This is a genomic window from Streptomyces sp. P1-3, from assembly GCF_050613155.1.
Taxonomy (GTDB): domain Bacteria; phylum Actinomycetota; class Actinomycetes; order Streptomycetales; family Streptomycetaceae; genus Streptomyces.
Genome location: NZ_CP192512.1, coordinates 635,518 through 653,605 on the forward strand (window position 1 = coordinate 635,518; position 18,088 = coordinate 653,605).

Here is an 18,088-nt window from a genome sequence, read left to right on the forward strand (position 1 = left end):
ATTGGATCACGTGGTGCGGCTGCCGACGTACGGGTGGCCATAGCGGCACGCGCCAATGAGGGAAGTGATTCGGATGGGGCTCGCGGGAGAAGGCATCGGTCCCGTGCGCGCCCGTGAGCAGTTCCTTCGCGGTGGGTCGATCGAGGAGGCCGTGCGGAGCCCGATCCTGAGCTCGTGGCAGCGCTCCCGGTCCCTGGGGCTCTCACCCGATGGATGCGAGCTTCCCTACCTCGACGATCTCGATCTGGACGGCCGCCTCGTCCGCGCGGCAGGGCCCGTACTGGACCGGCTGGAGTGCAGGTTCGCGGGCAGGAACATGAACGTGTCGCTCGCCGACGGACGCGGGGCGGTGCTGCAACGCCGTTTCGGCGAAGCCTCCATGGTCAGACGTCTGGCCGCGATCCAGAGCGTCCCGGGCTTCGTGTTCGCCGAGCGGTTCGCCGGGACCAACGGCATCGGCCTGGCGCTGGCCGAACGGCGGCTGATCAACGTCCACGGCGCCGAGCACTTCGCCGAACGTTCCCAGTCGAACGCATGCGCGGCCGTCCCCGTCCGGGACCCGCTCAGCGGGCGCATAGAGGGCATCCTGTGCTTCGGCTATCCGCTCACCGACGCGGACACGGCGCTGAACACCGTGATCGGCAGGGCGGCCCGTGCCATCGAACGGCGGCTGCTGGAGCAGAGTTCGCGGCGAGAACGCGCCCTGCTGGCGGCGTACCTCGACGCCAGGCGCCGCGTGCCGACCGGCGGGTCGGCGAACAACGAACAGCCCTGCGAGCTCGCCGAGAGCGGACTGGACTGGCGTGACCAGATGATCCTCAAGGAGAAGGCCACGGAGCTGATCTCCTCGGCGCAGCTGGCCGCCGTCGAGGTCCCGCTGCCCGGCGGCCGGCGCGCCACCTTGCTGAGCCGCCCGGTGACCAGCCCCTCCGGGGTGGAGGGCATCGTCATCGAAGCGGTCCTCCCCACACCGCGTCTGCGCCTCGCGGTCCCCACCGAAGCGGATGTGTCGGCCCCCGCCCCGGCGCAGCGGGTCCGCGCCTCGGCCGTCCCGCCGGCCGCGCACCTTCGCGGAACCGCACCCGGCCGTGCGGCCGCGACGGCCCGCCCCGCCCGAAGCACCACCGAAGGCACCGAAGGCACCGAAGGCACCGAAGGCACCGAAGGCACCGAAGGCACCGACGACGGTACGACCAGCGGGCTGGTGCTGGTGGGCGAGCCGCGAGTGGGCGCGTACGCCATGGCGGCCCGTCGGCGCCTGGAGCTGCTGTCCGAGGCGAGCGCCCGCATCGGCACCACCCTGGACGTGAGCCGCACCGCCCGGGAACTCGCCGAGATGGCCGTCCCGCGGTTGGCCGACTTCGTCACCATCGACCTTCCCGAGGCGGTACTGCGCGGCGAGGAGCCGACCGACCCCGGCGCCGACCTCCGCCGCGCGGTCGTCCACGGCATCCGCGACGACTGCCCCTTCCTCCCCACTGGTGAACGCGTCGACCTCCGCCCGACCGCGCCCCAGCTCCGTTGCCTGGCCGGCGGGCATCCGGTACTCGAGCCCGACCTGAGGGCCGCCACGGGCTGGACCGCCCAGGATCCCGGCCACACCGAGAGCCTCCTGGACCACGGCGTCCACTCCCTCATCGCCGTCCCCCTGCTCGCCCGCGGCATCGCGCTGGGCGTGGCCAGCTTCTACCGCTCGGCGGATCCGGCGCCCTTCGGAGACGACGACCGCTCCCTGGCCCAGGAACTCGCCGCCCGCGCCGCCATCTCCATCGACAACGCGCGCCGCTACACCCGCGAGCACACCATGGTCCTCGCCCTGCAGCGCAGCCTGCTGCCGCGCCGCTTCCCCGAGCAGAACGCCGTCGAGGTCGCCCACCGCTATCTGCCCGCCGAGTCCGGCGTCGGCGGAGACTGGTACGACGTCATTCCCCTCTCCAGCAGCCGCGTCGCCCTGGTCGTCGGGGATGTCGTCGGCCACGGGATGCACGCCGCCGCCACGATGGGCCGGCTGCGCACCGCCGCGCGCAACTTCGCCGAACTGGACCTGGCCCCGGACGAGGTCCTCACCCACCTCGACAACCTCGTGGGGCGCCTCGACCGGGACGAGTGCGGCGAGGTGCCCACCACCGGCAGCCCCGGCATCATCGGCGCCACCTGCCTGTACGCCATCTACGACCCCACCTCGCGGAGTTGCGTCATGGCCCGGGCCGGCCACCCCACTCCCGCACTGGTCCTGCCCGACGGCACCGTCGCCTTTCCCGAGCTGCCCGCCGGTCCGCCGCTGGGCCTGGGCGGCCTCCCGTTCGAAACCGCCGAATTCCACCTGCCCGAAGGCAGTCAGGTCGTCCTCTACACGGACGGACTCGTCGAAGGCCGCCACCGCGACCTCGACACGTCCCTCGACCGGCTGCGCCAGGCGCTGGCCCATCCGAGCCGCCCGCCCGAGGACATCTGTGAGGCGGTTCTCCGGGCCGTGGCACCCAGCCACCCCGCCGACGACATCGCCCTGCTCGTCGCCCGCACCCGCGCCCTGGCCCCGCACCGGATCGCCACCTGGGACCTGGCCGCCGACCCGGCGCTCGTCTGCGGCATCCGCGCCGCCGTCGCCCGCCGACTCGCCGAATGGGGGCTGGACGAGCTCGCCTTCACCGTCGAACTCCTGCTCAGCGAGCTGGTCACCAACGCGATCCGCTACGGCACCGGTCCCATCCAGGTACGTCTGCTCCACGACTCCTCACTGACCTGCGAGGTCTCCGACACCAGCAGTACCGCCCCGCACCTGCGCCACGCGGCCACCACCGACGAGGGCGGCCGCGGCCTGTTCCTCGTGGCGCAACTCGCCCGGGCCTGGGGCACCCGATACACCGCGGGCGGCAAGGTCATCTGGGCCGAGTGCGCTCTGCCGTAGAGTGACAGAACCGCGCAAACCGGTACAGGCCGACCCCCGGAGCAGTCTGTGCGTGACGCTGACGCTGCCGACACCACCCCTCCCCCGCGCCCCGGCCCGGAGCCGCTCGTCCGCGTACGCGGCCTCAGCAAGCGGTTCGGCGGCACGGTCGCGCTGGACGCGGTCGACCTCGACATCGACTCCGGCAGCGTCCTCGCCCTGCTCGGCCCCAACGGCGCCGGGAAGTCCACGCTCATCAAGGTGCTCGCGGGCGTCCACCGCGCGGACGCGGGCGAGGTGACGGTCGCCGGGCACGCGCTCGGCACCGAGGCGGCCTCCCGCACCATGTCCTTCATCCACCAGGACCTCGGGCTGGTCGAGTGGATGACCGTCGCCGAGAACATCGCCCTGGGCACCGGCTATCCGCGCCGCGCGGGGCTGCTCTCCTGGCGTATGACCCGCGAGCGGTGCGCCGAGGCGCTGGGCATCGTCGCCGCACACCTGGACCCGCGCGCCACCGTCGCCGACCTCCCACGGGCCGAACGCTCCCTGGTGGCCATCGCCCGCGCGCTGTCCACACGAGCCGAACTCATCGTCCTCGACGAGCCGACCGCCAGCCTCCCGGCGGCGGACTGCGCCCGGCTCTTCGACGTCCTGCACACCCTGCGCGACCAGGGCCACGCCATCGTCTTCGTCACCCACCGGCTCGACGAGGTGTACAAGGTCGCCGACGCCTTCGCCGTCCTGCGCGACGGCCGCCTCATCAGCCGGGGCCCGCTCGCCGGCTACGGCCCCGCGCGGCTGGTGCGCGACATCGTGGGCCGCGAACCCGGCGGCTACCGGTTCGCCCCCGCCACGGGCACCACCGTGCTGAGCCTCGACGGCGTACGGACGGAGAACACGGCACCGGTCAGCCTGGAGCTGCGCGCCGGGGAGATCCTCGGCATGGTGGGACTCACCGGCGCCGGACACATGGAGCTGGGCCGTGCCCTCGCCGGGGCCGGGCAGCTCCTCGGCGGGCGGGTCCGCCTTCTGGGCCGGCCGTACCGGCCGGGCACGGTCGCGGCCGCCGTCGACTCCGGCGTCGGCCTGGTGACCAGCAACCGCCAGGAAGAGGGCTGCGCCGCCGAGCTGACGGTGCGGGAGAACTTCCTGGCCAACCCCCGGGCGGGCGGCCTGCCGGCCTGGCACTGGATCAGCCCCCGGCGCGAGCGCGCCGAGACCGCGGCCCTGGTCAGGCGGTTCTCGGTGCACCCCCCGGACAGTGAGGCCCCGATCGCCACCCTGTCCGGCGGGAACCAGCAGAAGGTCATGGTCGGCCGGTGGCTCAGGGTGCGGCGCAGCCTGCTGATCCTCGAAGAGCCGACCGCCGGAGTGGACGTCGGCGCCAAGGCGGCGATCTACCGCCTGCTCCGGGACGCGCTGGCCGAGGGCCTCGCCGTCCTGCTCGTCTCCACCGATTTCGAGGAGATCGTCGGCGTGTGCCACCGAGCCCTGGTATTCGTCCGCGGGGTGGTGACGGTGGAGCTGAGCGGTGAGGCCCTCACGGTCGCCGGACTCGCCCGTGCCTCCTCCGCCATGCCGGCCCTGACCGGGACGACGGGGCGATGACCTCCCGCTCCCCCGGTCCGCCGTTGGGCCGCCGGTTCGGGCACCTCCTCGGCGCCTATGGCCTCCTGGCCCTCGCCGCCGCGCTGTTCCTCGCCTTCTCCCTCGCTCTGCCGGACACCTTTCCCACCCTGGACAACATCTCCGCGGTCCTGTCCAACCACGCGATCCCCGCCGTCCTCGCGCTCGGCGCCATGATCCCCATCGTGACCGGCAAGTTCGACCTGTCCATCGGCTACGGCCTCGGCCTCGCGCACGTCGTCACGATGCAACTCGTCGTCCACGAGCGGTGGCCGTGGCCGCTCGCCTGCCTCGTCGTGGTCCTCGGCGGCGCGGTCATCGGCGCCTTCAACGGCGTCGTCGTCGAGTTCGCGAAGATCGACTCCTTCATCGCCACCCTGGGCACCGGCAGCATCCTGTACGCCGTCACCGGCTGGATCACCGACGGGGCCCGGATCGTCCCCGGACCGGACGGCCTGCCGGCCGCCTTCACCGACATCTACGACTCCAGGTTCCTCGGCCTGCCCGTACCCGCCTTCTACGTCCTCGCGCTCACCGCCGTACTGTGGCTGCTCCTGGAGCGGCTGCCGCTGGGCCGGTATCTGTACGTCATCGGCGCCAACCCCGGCGCCGCCGACCTGGTCGGCATCCCCGTCCGGCGTTACGTCGTCCACGCCTTCGCCGGTTCGGGCCTGGTCGTCGGGATCGCCGGGGTCCTGCTCGCCGCGCAGCAGCGCATCGGCAACCCCAGCGTCGGCCAGGACTATCTGCTGCCCGCCTTCGTCGGCGCGCTGCTCGGCTCCACCACGATCAGACCCGGCCGCGCGAACGCCCTGGGCACCCTGGTCGCCGTCACCACCCTCGCCATCGGCCTGGCGGGCATCGGCCAGCTCGGCGCCCAGTTCTGGGTCACCCCGCTGTTCAACGGCGCCACCCTGCTCCTCGCCGTCGGCATCGCCGGCTATGCCGCGCGCCGGCAGCTGCGCCAGCGGCGGGCGGCGCCGCCCCGCGCCGTCCACGACAGCGCCGAAGTCCGCTCATGACCCCCCTGAGAAGCTCAGTCGTCCTGGCGGTGGCGGCGGCCGCGGTCCTCGCCGGCTGCGAGCGCGGCTCGTCGACCGGCGGCGGGCCCTTCTCGGCAGAACCGGCGAAGCCCGGCTGCCCCGCCGTCCTCGCCGGCGCCAGGGCCGCCGTCCACCGGGCCGAGCGGACCGACTCCGTGTGGAACGGCCCCACCACCGGCCCCAAGGCGGCCTCCGGCACCATCGTCTACGTCGCGCAGACCATGACCAACCCCGGCGTCGCGGGCACCGCCGAGGGCGTACGGAAAGCCGCGAAGGCCATCGGCTGGAAGGTCCGGGTGATCGACGGCCAGGGGACACCCGCCGGGATCCAGGCGGCGTTCAGCCAGGCCATCGCCCTCAAGCCCGCGGGCATCGCCATCGGCGGGTTCGACCCCCACCTGACGGCGCAGCAGGTCGCGAAGGCCAACAAGGCACACATCCCGCTCGTCGGCTGGCACGCGGTCGACGCCCCCGGCCCGAGCGAGGACCCGGAACTCTTCACCAACATCACCACCAGGGTCGAGGACGTCGCGAGGATCAGCGCCGACTGGATCATCACGCACTCCAACGGCCGCGCCGGAGCCGTCGTCTTCACCGATGCCTCGATCCCGTTCGCCAGATACAAGTCCGAGCAGATCAAGAAGGAACTCGCCACCTGCCCCGGCGTGCGGCTGCTGGCGGAGGAGAACATCCCGATCTCGGACACGAGCAGCCGCACGCCCCAGGCGGTCTCCTCGCTCCTCTCCCGCTTCCCGGACGAGTGGACGCACTCCGTCGCCATCAACGACGTGTACTTCGCCGACGCCGCCCCGGCCCTGCGGGCGGCGCGCCGGAAGGGCGCCGACGCCCCCTTCAACATCGGCGCGGGTGACGGCGATCCCTCCGCCTTCCAGCGCGTCAACAGCGGGCAGTTCCAGGCGGCCACCGTTCCCGAGCCGCTCTCCCAGCAGGGCTGGCAGATCGTCGACGAGTTCAACCGCGCCTTCTCCGGCAGGCCCGCCAGCGGGTACATCGCCCCCGTGCACATCGCCACGGCCGCCAACAGCGGCGGGGCCACGTCCTGGGACCCGCCCGGCTACCGCGCGGCGTACCGGAAGATCTGGGGCAGGTGAGCTCACGTGCCGAAGACGAGCAGGCCGTCGGCGGGAGGTGCGGGCAGGGGCGCCGGGGTCGGGGCGGCGTAGGTGTGCGGCAGGGCGAGTGCCGGTTCTTCCGACAGGGCCTTGGGCGCGGGTGCGGCGTCGAAGAGGTAGAGGGCCGACCCGGCGGTCTCGGTGGCCAGGTGGGGTCCCGCCGTGGGCGCGAGTGCCGCCTGCTGGATGGCTTTCGCGGTGATGAGCGGGGTTCGGAACAGGCCGCGCAGGTGGTTGAGGGTGTCGGCGGTGATGGCGCCGCTGCTTGAGGAGTCCAGGAGCGGGGTGCTGCCTTGATCGGGGTGGTCGGGCGTGAGCGCACCGGCGAGCAGGAGGGTGAGGAGCACCGGGACCGCCTTGTGGGCGAGGGTCCGAGTCGCGTCCTTCAGGCGGTCGGCGCTGGTGGCGGGAAGGGAGAGGGCGAGGCTCCCGGCCGCGGTGCCGAGGGTGATGGGGACGGCGGAGCAGACGACGTGGGGGGAGTATTCGCGCAGGTCGAAGACGGGTTCGTGGGGGGCGAGCCGGTCGAGTGCGTGGAGGAGGGCACGGGGGCTGGTGATGGTGCGGGCGGTGAGACGGGCGGTCTTGTATCGGGCGAGGTGGTCTGCCCGCGTGTCGTGGTCGAGTTGGGTGAGCAGGCACTTGCCGACGGCGCTGGCGTGCGCCGCCGAGCGGAAGTCGACCCACTCGTTGACGGCCGGGGTGACGGGTCCGTCGGCCATCTGGCTGATGTGGACTTCGCCGTCGGTGTAGTGGCTGAGGTAGATGGCGGCGCCGATGGTGTCCCGTGCCAGGGCGAGGGTGCGCTGGAGCTGGATGCCGACACCGGAGGATCCGGGGGCGGCGAGCCGGTCGAGCGCGGGCCCGGGTGCGTAGACGCTCTCGGCGAGCGGCTGGGCGAACTCCTCCTCGCACAGCATGGTCAGGATCGGGCCCAGCCGCTGCGGGGGGAGGCCGGATTCGCGGGTGATCTGGTCGGTGTCGACGCCGAGGCGGTGGTGTTCGAGGACCGTGACCACCTTGAGTGCGAGGCATGCCTGCCGCAGGGCGCCGCTGTCCGGCGCGGAGGTGACGGCCGCTCGGGCGGCGGCGGCCACGCTGGGGTGCCGCAAGGCGAGTTCGGACCACGGGGACACCGGCGCGGGCCGTGCGGCCGGCGCTGCCGCCGCGATCGGCCGCGGGCCGGGGTGCGGGCGGGTCCGGTCGTGGTCCTCGGGCGGTGGCTCGGCGAGGTGCAGCGCCTGGGGCAGCAGCGTCGCGTCCTCGGGGGAGCGTGCGGCGAGCCCTCGTACGGCGGCCGGGAGAGTGTGCCGGGGGGTGGGAACGGCGCCCAGGTCCCGGTGGGCGTGCTCGGTGACGTACACGAGCAGGGTGGGCGGGAGGGCGGTGGCCGCCGGGACGGCGGGGTGTTGCCCCCAGGAGGGTTCGGGGGCGAAGCCGCGGTGGTCCAGGTGCCGGGCCCACAGCTCGGCGTCTTGGTACTCGCCCTGCCTGGCGTGGTCGAGGAAGAGGCAGTACGCGGCCGGGTCGCCGTCGGCCCCGGCGGCGAACTGCCACCAGAAGCGGGCGCCTTCCTCGTGCCCCATCAGGTAGAGCAGGCAGGCGAAGACGAGGGGGCCGTGCCACCCGGTGGGGCCGGCCTCGACGAGGCGGCTGAGCTCGTCGGCGGCGTCCGGGGTGCACACGACCAGCGCGCTGACCGAGTTCAGGTCGCGCCAGGCGTCCTCGGCGTCGACGAAGCAGTCCTGACGGGGGTCGATCCACTTCAGCGGGGCGTACGGGCAGGGCGATCCGAGGCCGATGTGCTGTCGGCCGGCGCGCGAGGCGGCGAGCGCCTGGTGTGCGGCCCGTCGGCGAAGGAGCCGGACCTTGGCGGCGGAGGCGTCGTAGTGGGCGTACCGGTCCGGGACTCCCGCCTTGGCGATGTAGTCGTCCAAGTACTGGAAGAACTGGCGGTCCCTCATGATGTGGCCTTCCCGTCTCCGCCGGCTTCGGTGGGGACGTCGAGTAACTGGGCCAGGCGGGTGCGGGCCTGGCGGAGGAGGGAGCGGACGGTGGCCTCTTCGACGCCCATGATCGCGGCGGCCTGCCGGGAGGTGCAGTCGAGGCCGTAGCGGAGGACCACCGCGTCCCTCTGGCGTTCGCTGAGCCGTCGCACGGCCGCGTAGAACTGGATCGTGCCGGTGAGGACCTCGTACGGGTCGACGCCCGTGTCCTTGACGGCGGCCTCGAAGGCGGTGATGTCGGCCGGCTCGGGGCGCCGCCTGCGCATGCGCTGCTGGTCTATGATCCGGCGCTTGAGGACGGTCCACGCGTACTTCTCGAGGTGGTTCATCTCGAGCATGCGCTGCCAGGCGTCCATGATCGCGTCGAACGTCCGATCAACCGCCTCCTCCGCGTCGGCGTCGGATCCCAGTTGCAGGTAGGCGAAACGCATGTAGCCCTTGAACCGGCTGTTGTGGAAGGCCCAGAAGGAGAGCCGCTCGGCGGGCTTCCACTCGCTCATGGGGATGGGCTGCCGGCGGCGGCTGGGCAGTCCCACGGCGCCACCGGACTCCTCCGGCCCGGCGTCGCTCACCGCTCCGCCTCGCTACGGTCCCCGAAGTCCCGGCTGATCAGCGTGATCTCTACCAACCACGCTGCAGCAGTGTGCTGCACGTATCCTCCCCTTGACGTCCCGGCGGCGCCGTACCCCACCCCACTGCGCGGGAGGCGATCGCCTCCATCTGTACAGCGCGTGGGCGGGCGCGGATCGTGCAGACGGAAAACGATCAATATAACGGTCGGTAGTCGCATCACAACGATCGACAACGGTCACGGATCCGAGCAACCGCCGCCTTCCCCGCGCTCAACCGCCCAGCCGGAGCGCCACCCGCACGCCGCCACCCGGGCCGCCCTAACCGACGGCTACCACGATCTTCCCCGTGTGCGCGTTCGACTCCATCAGGCGGTGCGCGTCGGCCATCTCCCCCAGCCCGTCGAAGGTCTCGGCGATCACCGGCGCCAGCGTGCCGCCCGCCAGGCCCGAACCGATGAAGGCGGACGCGCGCCGACGGTAGCCCTCGGTGCCGGCGAGCACGCCGTTCGCGTACATGTGGACGGCCTGAGGCCAGTTCATGGACAGCTGGGCGGGGCGTGGATCCAGCCAGCCGTACAGCACCGCCGTGCCGTCCGGCGCCAGCGCGTCGCCCAGCGCGGCGAACCCGGGGCCGCCGATGCCATCGAAGGCCACCTCGGCGCCCTTGCCACCGGTGAACCGCCTGACCTCCTTCGCCAGATCCTCCGAGTCCGTCGTGATCACATGGGCGGCTCCCAGTTCCAGCAGCCGTTGCCGCTTGGCCTCGCCGCGCGTCGTGGCGATCGGAATCGCGCCCAACCGCAGGGCCGTCTGGAGCGCCGCCGTGCCGACCCCGCTGGAGGCGCCCGTGATCACCACATGGTCGCCGGGGGCCAGTCCGGCGGTCTCCACCAGGCCTCCGTATGCGGTCGAGTACGTCAGCCAGGCCGCCGCGGAGGTCACCGCGTCCACGCCCGCGGGCCTGCGGACGACCGACTCCTCGGGCAGCAGTACCCGTTCGGCGTAGACACCGTGGACACCGAAGTCGAAGTTGGCCGCGGCCATCACCGGATCGCCGGGCTGATACGCCGTCACGCCTTCGCCGACCGCCTCGACCACGCCGGCCGCCTCATAGCCGAGCCGCGAGCCGGGCAGCGTCGGCTGGTAGTAGTACGTGCCGGAACGGAACAGCGCCTCGGCCCGGTTGAGGCCGATCGCCGCCACCCTGAAGAGGACCTCGCCCGGGCCCGGCGCGCGCAGCGGCACGTCCTGAACCTTCAGCACCTCGGGGCCACCGAGCTCGTGGAAGAGAACTGCCTTGGTAAGAGAAGAACTTGTCATGAAAGAGACCATATGCGGCGGGCAAGAGACGATCCATGTCTCATGACCTTCCCTTTATGTCCGATCGTCTTTCTCTGGTGCGAGTACGGTGTGGGCATGGACGTCCTCAGCGATGCGATCGCGGCCATGCGCACCGGTCGACCCCACTCCTCCCGTACGGCCAAGCGCGCGCCGTGGGGGGTGCGGTTCCCCCGCTCCGACGGCGCCGGATTCCATGTGGTGCTTCAGGGCTCGGCCTGGCTGCTGGGTCCCGGGGCCGCCGATCCCCTGCGGCTGGGCCCGGGCGACGTCGTCTTCCTGGCCCACGGATACGGCCACGGTCTCGCCGACCACCCCGAGACCCCTTTGGAAGATGTCGAACTCGAGCCCGACGGGTCCTGGCCCGTACTGCCCGACCCGGGCCCGGTCCCCACCGACGAGACACTGCTGCTCTGCGGCGCCTACCGGCTGGACCGGGCGCGGGCGCACCCCCTGCTCACCGAGCTGCCCCCGGTCATCCACATCCCGGCCCGCGTCGGCTGTCACACCCGGCTGCGCGCTGCCATCGACCTCCTCGGTGCCGAACTCGCCGAGCCCCACCCCGGCTCCCACGCGATCGTGTCCGGACTCCTGGACACGCTGCTGGTGTACCTGATGCGCACCTGGTGGCTTCGCGAGCGTCCGGAGGAGACCGGCGGCTGGTCGGCCGCGCTCCGGGACCGGGCCGTCACCGCCGCTCTGCACGCCATGCACGGCGACCCGGCCAGGCCCTGGACGGTGGAGGAGCTGGGCAGCCGCGGAGGCCTGTCCCGGGCGGCCTTCGCCCGCCGCTTCACCACTCTGATCGGCCAGCCGCCGCTGGCGTATCTGACCTGGCTGCGCATGACGGCGGCGGGCCATCGACTACGGGAGACCGACACCCCGCTGCGGGCCCTGGCCGCGGAATGCGGCTACACCTCGGAGTTCGCCTTCGCCAAGGCCTTCAAACGGGAGTACGGCGTGGCACCCGGCCGATACCGTCGGGGCGAGGGCTGACCGGCCGTCAAGGCATCCGCGCGTTCCCGCGATGCCGGTACGACGTCGGTACGAGTCGGTGCGACGTCGGTCCCACGGGGCGCTCACCGCCGCATGCGGTGCACTCGGGCGAGGAGCAGGACGGTGTCGTCGGTCGGAGCGCTCGGTGCGAGGCGGGCGAGGATGCGGTCCGCCGTGGCTTCCAACGAGCCGGAGGCCCGGCCCAGTTCCGTACGGAGGGCGTGCAGCCCCTCGTCGATGTCCTGGCCCCGCGCCTCGATGAGGCCGTCGGTGTACAGGGCGAGGATGGCGCCGTCGGGCAGGTCGATCTCCGTCTTCCGGAAGGGGCGGCCGCCGACGCCGAGGGGGACCCCCAGGACCTCGTCGATCAGCTCGACCCGGCCGTCCGGGTGGAGGACGAGTGGCGGGGGGTGGCCGGCGCTGGCGATCCGGGTGCGGCCGTTGGTGGGGTCGTAGCGGATGTAGAGGCAGGTCGCGAGCTCGATGCCCGTCTCTTGGGCGCAGAGGTCGAGTTCGGTGAGCAGTTCGTCCGGTTCCTGGTCGTGCGGGGCCAGCGCCCTGGCGGTGATCCGCAGCCTCCCCATCGCCGCGGCGGCCGACACCCCGTGTCCCATGACGTCGCCGACGACCAGGGCGACCCGGTGGTCAGGCAGGGCGATCACGTCGTACCAGTCGCCGCCGACCTCGGTGACCCGGCTGCCGGGCAGGTAGCGGTGGGCGATGCGCAGGTAGGGGCTGGTCGCCAGGGAGCTGGGGAGCAGCGCCCGCTGGAGGGTGAGCGCGATGTTCCGCTCCCGGCTGTACAGCCGCGCGTTGTCCAGGCACAGCGCGGCGCGGGACGCGAGCTCCCCCGCCAGGCTGAGGTCCTGCTCGGTGAACGCCGGTCGGGCCGCGGACCGGCCGAATATGGCGATGCCCTGGACCGTTCCCCGGGCGATGAGCGGAGCGATGAGGAGGTAGACCAGGCCGCTGTCGGCCAGCAGCCGGGCGCGGGTCGCGTCCAGCGCGGTACGGACCATGAACTCGTGGTCCACCGGCACGGAGATCGGGCGGCCGGTGCTCAGCATCTGGTGGATGGCGGAGCCGGGTGGGTAGCGCACGACCTCCAGCTCACTCACCAGTTCCGTCGCGGGAGGGGGCAGGACGGTTCCGGAGGCGATGCGGCGGGTGACCACCGGCAGGGCCGGCTCGAACGGCTCGCGCTCGTCCATCCATTCCACGAGCTCGACGACGGCCGCGTCGCAGAAGTCCGGAACCGCGGCTTCGACCAGCTCCTGGGCCGTGGTCGCCACGTCCAGGGTGGTGCCGATCAGGGCGGAGGCCCGGTCGAGCAGCGCCAGGCGCCTGCGTCCCGCGCTCGCCTCCGCGATAGCCTGCTCCCGGTCTGTGACGTCCACCAGCAGCCCGCCCACTCCCGGGCGGGTGCCGACCGCCTGGGTGAGCGGGAAGAAGCTCACCGACAGAACCCTGTCCCGATCCGGATGGCCCCGGGTGCGCAGCCCCACCAGCACCCCCGTGAGGGACCTGCCCTCCGCGGTGACGGCGCGCAGCATGCGCTCGTACTCACCGCCGTCCGAGGTGATCATGATCTCGGGCAGTCGCCGCCCGAGGTGCTCGTCGATCGGCAGCCCGTCGATGTCGGCGAGCGCCTGGTTGAGGTGGAGGTAGCGGAGTTCCTCGTCGAGCATGACCAGGCCTATGGGGCAGGTCTCGAAGAGGGCGTCGAGGAAGACGAGGTTGGTCTTCACCCGGTCCAGCTCGTCGCTGCGGCTCGCCAGGGCCATGACCACCGAACGCCCGTCGACGCCGGTCATGGGGAAGACGCGGAACCCGCAGTCGAAGGCCGTACCGTCCTGATGCGTGGCGCGCAGGCGACCGCGCCAGTACCCCAGGGTCCTGCCTCGTTCGGCCATGCGGGAGCACGCGTCGGGACCGTCTCCCGGTGCCCCGGAGAGGAGGAGGGCGCCGGGCTTCGACAGCACCTCCGTGGCGTGGTAGCCGAAGAGGTCCCGTGCGCCGGGGCCCCAGTAGCAGATCCGGTCGTCGTCGTCGATGCCGAACACGGCCACGGGCACGTGCTCCAGCAGCGCCCCGGGCTCGGACCGGAGCGGACCACTGGCCCTGTCGTCGCTCGGCCGGTCTGATGGCACCAGCTTTCCCTTCCACCCGCCGCGCACAGCGGCTCGTCCGCCCTCCGCAGGGCGGAACGGCTCTCTTAATTCTGCGCTTGTCGCGTATGTACGGACATTCCGGCGCCCGCCGGCCGGCCCGTCTCGCGGCTCGCCGCACCGGGTTCGCGTTGCCCGGTGCGGTGTGGGCCCGGAGGATCCAGGTATGCGCAGAACGACCGTGGTCAATCTCAAGGGCCATCGCGATGACCCCGAGTACGCGGACGTGGTGTACGTCGGCCGCACCATGCGCCGGGGCGGCTGGGACCTCGACGCTTCCCCGCTGGCCTGCCCGTTCCGGCCGGGCCCCGACGGCACACGGGAGGAAGTGGTCGAGCGGTACCGCGCCTATCTGCTGGAGCGGCCGGAGCTGCTCGCCCTCCTCTCCTCCCTGCGCGGCCGCAGGCTGGGCTGCTGGTGCGTGCCGGAGCGCTGCCACGCCGAGGTGATCGCGGAGCTGGCCGACGCGGGCGCGGGGAGCTGACCGTCGCCCCCGCGCGCATCGGACCGCGGCGGCGCAGTAACATACATACATGCATGTAGGAGATCGGCGGGCGGACCAGCCAGGAGGGCGGGGTTCCGCGGGCCCTCGCCGCACCACCCAGGCCGACCGGAGCGCGCGCACGCGCAACGCGCTGCTCGAGTCGGCCGCGCGGGGGCTCTCCCGCTACGGCTACGGCCACCTCAAGCTCGAACAGGTGGCACGCGATGCCGGGTACACGCGCGGCGCGCTCTACCACCAGTTCAAGGACAAGCAGGACCTGACCCTGGCCGTGGTCGAGTGGTGGCGCGAGAGCTGGGGGCAGGAGGTGGCCCGCCTCGTCGAACAGGAATCAGAGCCCGTCGCGGCGCTGCTCACCATCGCTCGCGGCCACGCCGTCTACTGCCGGCGTGACGTGGCGCGCGTGCCGATCGCGCTGCGGCTGGAGTTCAGCGGGCAGGACCATCCCGTCGGGCGCGAGGTCGAGCGGAACTACGACATGCTCGTCACGCGCTGCCTGCGCCTCATCGACGCCGGGCGCGAGGCGGGAGCGATCCCGCCCGGCCCGCCGGCCAGGATCCTCGCGCTCGCCTTCGTCGGGGTACTCGAGGGGGCCGTGATCGCACTGGCCGGCCAGGTTCCCGATGACGAGCTGCTCGCGGCCCGTGCCGCCGCCGGCGTACTCGGGCTCGACTCCGTTGCCGTGACACACCACTGACACTCGAACAGCTGGAGGTCGACGAATGAAGCTCCCGAACACCGCCCACACCTCCCGGCCCTGGCGGATCCACGAGATCACGACCGACTTCCGCCTCTACGACGTGTGGGCGCTGCCCACGCCGGGAGGCCCTGACGACTTCCCGCGACTGGTGCGGCAGACGACCGCGGGCGACACGTCGGACAACCCGTCCTGGGCCGCCCGCACGCTCTTCGCGATCCGCTGGAAGCTCGGGAAGCTGCTCGGCTGGGACGACCCGGGCGCCGGCGTCGGTTCCCGGGTGCCGACGCTGCGCGACCGGCTGCCGGCCGATCTGCGTGACGGCCCGTCCGGACCGGAGTTCGACCGCCTGCCCTTCAAGTCGGTCTATCTGACGGACAACGAGTGGGCGGCGGAGATGGGCAACCGGACCTGTCACGGGGTGATGCACATCACCTGGGTCCCGGACGGCGCCGGTGGGTACCGGGGACAGATGGCCGTTCTGGTGAAGCCGAACGGCGTGTTCGGGAAGGCGTACATGGCCGCGATAGCACCGTTCCGGCACCTGATCGTGTACCCGCCGCTGATGCGAGGCATCGCACGGGAGTGGCGGGCCGGCACGCCGCAGGACTCGCCGCCCGCGCCCTAGCCCGTCCCCTGGGCTGACAGCACAGCCTGCGCGGGGCCCGGGCCCGCTGTCAGTCGGCGGGGGCCGAGGGCGAGGCGCGCCGTTCGCCCTCGCCCTCGACGTCCATGTGCGGCAGCAGCCGGTCCAGCCATCGCGGAGTCCACCACGCGGACTTGCCGAGCAGGGTCATGGCGGCGGGCACGAGCAGCAGCCGGACGATCGTGGCGTCGATGAGCACGCTCGCCGCCAGCCCCAGGCCGAGCATCTTGACGACGATGTTGTCGCTGACGATGAAGGCCGCGAAGACGCTGACCATGATGAGCGCCGCACAGGTGATGACGCGGGCGGTGATCTCCAGCGCGTGCGCGACGCTCGCCTTCGGGTCCCCGGTCGCCAGCCATGCCTCGTGGACGCGGGACAGCAGGAAGATCTCGTAGTCCATGCTCAGCCCGAAGACGATGGCGAACATCATCATCGGCACATAGCTCTCGATCGGCACATCCCCCGAGACGCCGAGTGCCGGACCGCCCCAGCCCCACTGGAACACCGCCACCACGACACCGTAGGAGGCCGCGATCGACAGCACGTTGAGCACCGCCGCCTTGACCGCGACGAGCAGCCCGCGGAAGACGATCACGATGACGACGAAGGCCAGGCCGACGACCACCGCGATGATCAGCGGCAGCCGGCTGGAGACGATGTCGAGGAAGTCGACCTGCGCGGCGGTCGTGCCCGTCACGTACGTCGTGGCCTCGGTCCCCGACACCGCCTCGGGCAGCACGTCGTCCGTGAGGCGGTTGACCAGGTCGACGGTCGTCTCGTCCTGCGGAGCCTCGTCGGAGTAGGCGGTGGCGATCAGCACGTCGCCGTCCGACGTGGGCGTCAGCGGGGTGATCGTGGCCGCGTCCGGCACGTCGGTGAGGGCCTTCTGGGCCTGTGCGGACAGGGCGGACCGGTCGGCCTGAGGAACCCGGCTCTGGTCGATGACGAGGGTGAGCGGCCCGTTCGAGCCGGGCCCGAAGGCGGAGGACATCAGGTCGAAGGCGCGCCGGTCCGTGAACGACTTCGGGTCCGCGCCGTCGCCGATGTGCCCGAGCTGGATGGACAAGAGCGGGATCGACAGGACGGCCAGGGTGATGACGCCGCCGGCCAGGAACCACCAGGGGTGGCGCTCCACGCGCTGCGCGTGGCGATGCCAGCCGCCGTGGGCCTCCTCCCCGGGCCCCGCGTCCGACTCGGCGATGGGGGTGCGCACGCGGTACGTGTCGATCCGCCGCCCGATGAGCCCCAGCAGCGCGGGGACCAGGGTGATCGCCCCGAGGACCGCGGAGACCACGGTGACCGCCGCGGCCAGCCCCAGCTTGCCGATGAAGGAGATCCCGGAGACCCACAGTCCGGCCAGCGCGATGATGACGGTGCAGCCCGAGACCAGCACCGCCCGGCCGCTGGTGGCCGTGGCCAGGCCGGCGGCGCGCACCGGATCCGCGCCGTGCATGAGGTTCTGCCGGTGCCGGGTGACCAGGAACAGGGCGTAGTCGATCCCGACGCCGATACCGATCATCGTGGCCAGCGTCGGTGAGACGGTGGCGAAGGTGAACGCGGCCGCCAGCAGCCCCAGGCCGGCCAGGCCGCAGATCACGCTGATCAGCGCGGTCAGCAGGGGCAGCCCGGCGGCCAGGACGCTGCCGAAACCGATCAGCAGCACCACGATCGCCACCCCGAAGCCGATGGCCTCACTGGCGCGGTCGTCCGGCCTCGGCCGGTCCAGCTCGCCCAGCGGACCGCCGTATTCCACCTGGACGCCCGCCGTCCTCAGCGGTTGGACGGCGTCGTCCACGCCGTCCAGGTAGTCGTCCCCCAGCGTCGAGGGCTGCACGTCGAAGCGGACGGTGATGTAGGCCGTCTTCTGGTCGGTGGACAGCGGCCCGACGTCCTGGCCGCCGGTGGGCTTCGGCGGTGGCTTCGATCCTGGTGCGGGCAGCGGGTTCTGCACGGCGAGCACGTGCGGCAGCTTCTTGAGGTCACCGACGGCGGAGGAGACCTGGCCGCTGACATCGGTGAGCGGCTCGGCGGCGTCGTGCAGCACGATCTGGGCGCTGTAGCCGCCGGCCGCCGGTTCATGCGCCTTGAGTACGTCGATGCCGTCCTGCGACTGCGTGCCGGACAGCGTGAAGTCGTCCGAGTACTCGCCCCCGTGCGCCCGGTCCAGTACCTGGAGTCCCGCGAGGGCGGCCAGCCAGAGGACGATGACGGTTACGAAGTGGCGGGCGCACCACTCGCCGATGCGCCGCAACCCGCCCTTCGGCCGCGGTGCACCGGATGTGGCCCGCTCACGCGGAGGCTGTGGCGCCCGCATGCGAGCATTCAATGCCCGCCCTGCCGGTCGCCGCACCCCGTCACCGGAGAACGGGTGAAAGGGAGGCGGCGACCGGGTGGGATCTTCACGGCTTGCCGCGGCCGCGGCCGGGGCGGACAAAGCGCGCGTCCGTCCCGGCCGCTGTCATCTCAGG

The 18,088-nt window shown here is 72.4% G+C and carries 12 protein-coding genes and 1 pseudogene; 8 read left to right on the plus strand and 5 right to left on the minus strand.

Features of this window, described 5'->3' with window-relative positions:
- Positions 1–73: 73 nt before the first annotated feature.
- From ACQUSR_RS02820 to ACQUSR_RS02835, 4 genes are read left to right on the plus strand one after another with little or no spacing between them, the layout of a single operon-like run.
- On the plus strand, positions 74–2,908 hold the full coding sequence (locus ACQUSR_RS02820; RefSeq protein WP_431040916.1) for a SpoIIE family protein phosphatase: 2,835 nt from the start codon (positions 74–76) through the stop codon (positions 2,906–2,908).
- A 48-nt stretch (positions 2,909–2,956) separates the two neighbouring features.
- Entirely contained in the window at positions 2,957–4,498 is a 1,542-nt protein-coding gene (locus ACQUSR_RS02825; protein WP_431040917.1) for a sugar ABC transporter ATP-binding protein, read from the plus strand.
- Complete coding sequence (locus ACQUSR_RS02830) at positions 4,495–5,538, plus strand: ABC transporter permease (protein ID WP_431040918.1); 1,044 nt, start codon at positions 4,495–4,497, stop codon at positions 5,536–5,538. Before ACQUSR_RS02825 ends, ACQUSR_RS02830 begins: the two co-directional genes overlap by 4 nt.
- Entirely contained in the window at positions 5,535–6,671 is a 1,137-nt protein-coding gene (locus ACQUSR_RS02835) for a substrate-binding domain-containing protein (protein ID WP_431040919.1), read from the plus strand. Before ACQUSR_RS02830 ends, ACQUSR_RS02835 begins: the two co-directional genes overlap by 4 nt.
- A 347-nt stretch (positions 6,672–7,018) precedes the next feature.
- Here the strand turns inward: ACQUSR_RS02835 and ACQUSR_RS02840 are convergent.
- The 3 genes and pseudogenes from ACQUSR_RS02840 to ACQUSR_RS02850 all read right to left on the minus strand — a co-directional run.
- Positions 7,019–7,738, minus strand: a pseudogene (locus ACQUSR_RS02840) (IclR family transcriptional regulator domain-containing protein); the annotation flags it as partial.
- A gap of 914 nt (positions 7,739–8,652) precedes the next feature.
- On the minus strand, positions 8,653–9,270 hold the full coding sequence (locus ACQUSR_RS02845; protein ID WP_431040920.1) for an RNA polymerase sigma factor: 618 nt from the start codon (positions 9,268–9,270) through the stop codon (positions 8,653–8,655).
- A 318-nt stretch (positions 9,271–9,588) separates the two neighbouring features.
- Entirely contained in the window at positions 9,589–10,590 is a 1,002-nt protein-coding gene (locus ACQUSR_RS02850) for a zinc-dependent alcohol dehydrogenase family protein (RefSeq protein ID WP_431040921.1), read from the minus strand.
- A 96-nt stretch (positions 10,591–10,686) separates the two neighbouring features.
- Here ACQUSR_RS02850 and ACQUSR_RS02855 point away from each other — a divergent pair, with 96 nt between their 5' ends.
- Entirely contained in the window at positions 10,687–11,604 is a 918-nt protein-coding gene (locus ACQUSR_RS02855) for an AraC family transcriptional regulator (RefSeq protein WP_431040922.1), read from the plus strand.
- Positions 11,605–11,687: 83 nt separating this feature from the next.
- On the opposite strand, the gene ACQUSR_RS02860 is transcribed toward ACQUSR_RS02855, so the two are convergent.
- Positions 11,688–13,754 carry a SpoIIE family protein phosphatase gene (locus ACQUSR_RS02860; protein WP_431040923.1) on the minus strand — a complete coding sequence of 689 codons (2,067 nt, stop codon included), beginning with the start codon at positions 13,752–13,754 and terminating at the stop codon, positions 11,688–11,690.
- Between the two features lie 184 nt (positions 13,755–13,938).
- Between ACQUSR_RS02860 and ACQUSR_RS02865 the strand changes: the two genes are divergently transcribed.
- The 3 genes from ACQUSR_RS02865 to ACQUSR_RS02875 are packed head-to-tail and all read left to right on the plus strand — an operon-like array spanning position 13,939 to position 15,599.
- On the plus strand, positions 13,939–14,256 hold the full coding sequence (locus tag ACQUSR_RS02865; RefSeq protein WP_431040924.1) for a DUF4326 domain-containing protein: 318 nt from the start codon (positions 13,939–13,941) through the stop codon (positions 14,254–14,256).
- Between the two features lie 49 nt (positions 14,257–14,305).
- Positions 14,306–14,971, plus strand: a complete 666-nt coding sequence (locus ACQUSR_RS02870; protein WP_431040925.1) for a TetR/AcrR family transcriptional regulator — start codon at positions 14,306–14,308, stop codon at positions 14,969–14,971.
- A 25-nt stretch (positions 14,972–14,996) separates the two neighbouring features.
- Positions 14,997–15,599 carry a DUF2867 domain-containing protein gene (locus ACQUSR_RS02875; RefSeq protein ID WP_431040926.1) on the plus strand — a complete coding sequence of 201 codons (603 nt, stop codon included), beginning with the start codon at positions 14,997–14,999 and terminating at the stop codon, positions 15,597–15,599.
- A 49-nt stretch (positions 15,600–15,648) separates the two neighbouring features.
- Here ACQUSR_RS02875 and ACQUSR_RS02880 read toward each other — a convergent pair whose 3' ends face one another.
- On the minus strand, positions 15,649–17,934 hold the full coding sequence (locus ACQUSR_RS02880; protein WP_431040927.1) for an MMPL family transporter: 2,286 nt from the start codon (positions 17,932–17,934) through the stop codon (positions 15,649–15,651).
- Positions 17,935–18,088 lie beyond the last annotated feature (154 nt).

Excerpts from the sequence above, each read along its gene's own strand:
- ACQUSR_RS02820 (WP_431040916.1), top strand. The coding sequence starts at position 74 with ATGGGGCTCGCGGGAGAAGGCATCGGTCCCGTGCGCGCCCGTGAGCAG.
- ACQUSR_RS02830 (WP_431040918.1), top strand. The coding sequence starts at position 4,495 with ATGACCTCCCGCTCCCCCGGTCCGCCGTTGGGCCGCCGGTTCGGGCAC.
- ACQUSR_RS02835 (WP_431040919.1), top strand. The coding sequence starts at position 5,535 with ATGACCCCCCTGAGAAGCTCAGTCGTCCTGGCGGTGGCGGCGGCCGCG.
- ACQUSR_RS02850 (WP_431040921.1), bottom strand. The coding sequence starts at position 10,590 with ATGACAAGTTCTTCTCTTACCAAGGCAGTTCTCTTCCACGAGCTCGGT.
- ACQUSR_RS02855 (WP_431040922.1), top strand. The coding sequence starts at position 10,687 with ATGGACGTCCTCAGCGATGCGATCGCGGCCATGCGCACCGGTCGACCC.
- ACQUSR_RS02865 (WP_431040924.1), top strand. The coding sequence starts at position 13,939 with ATGCGCAGAACGACCGTGGTCAATCTCAAGGGCCATCGCGATGACCCC.
- ACQUSR_RS02870 (WP_431040925.1), top strand. The coding sequence starts at position 14,306 with ATGCATGTAGGAGATCGGCGGGCGGACCAGCCAGGAGGGCGGGGTTCC.
- ACQUSR_RS02875 (WP_431040926.1), top strand. The coding sequence starts at position 14,997 with ATGAAGCTCCCGAACACCGCCCACACCTCCCGGCCCTGGCGGATCCAC.
- ACQUSR_RS02880 (WP_431040927.1), bottom strand. The coding sequence starts at position 17,934 with ATGCGGGCGCCACAGCCTCCGCGTGAGCGGGCCACATCCGGTGCACCG.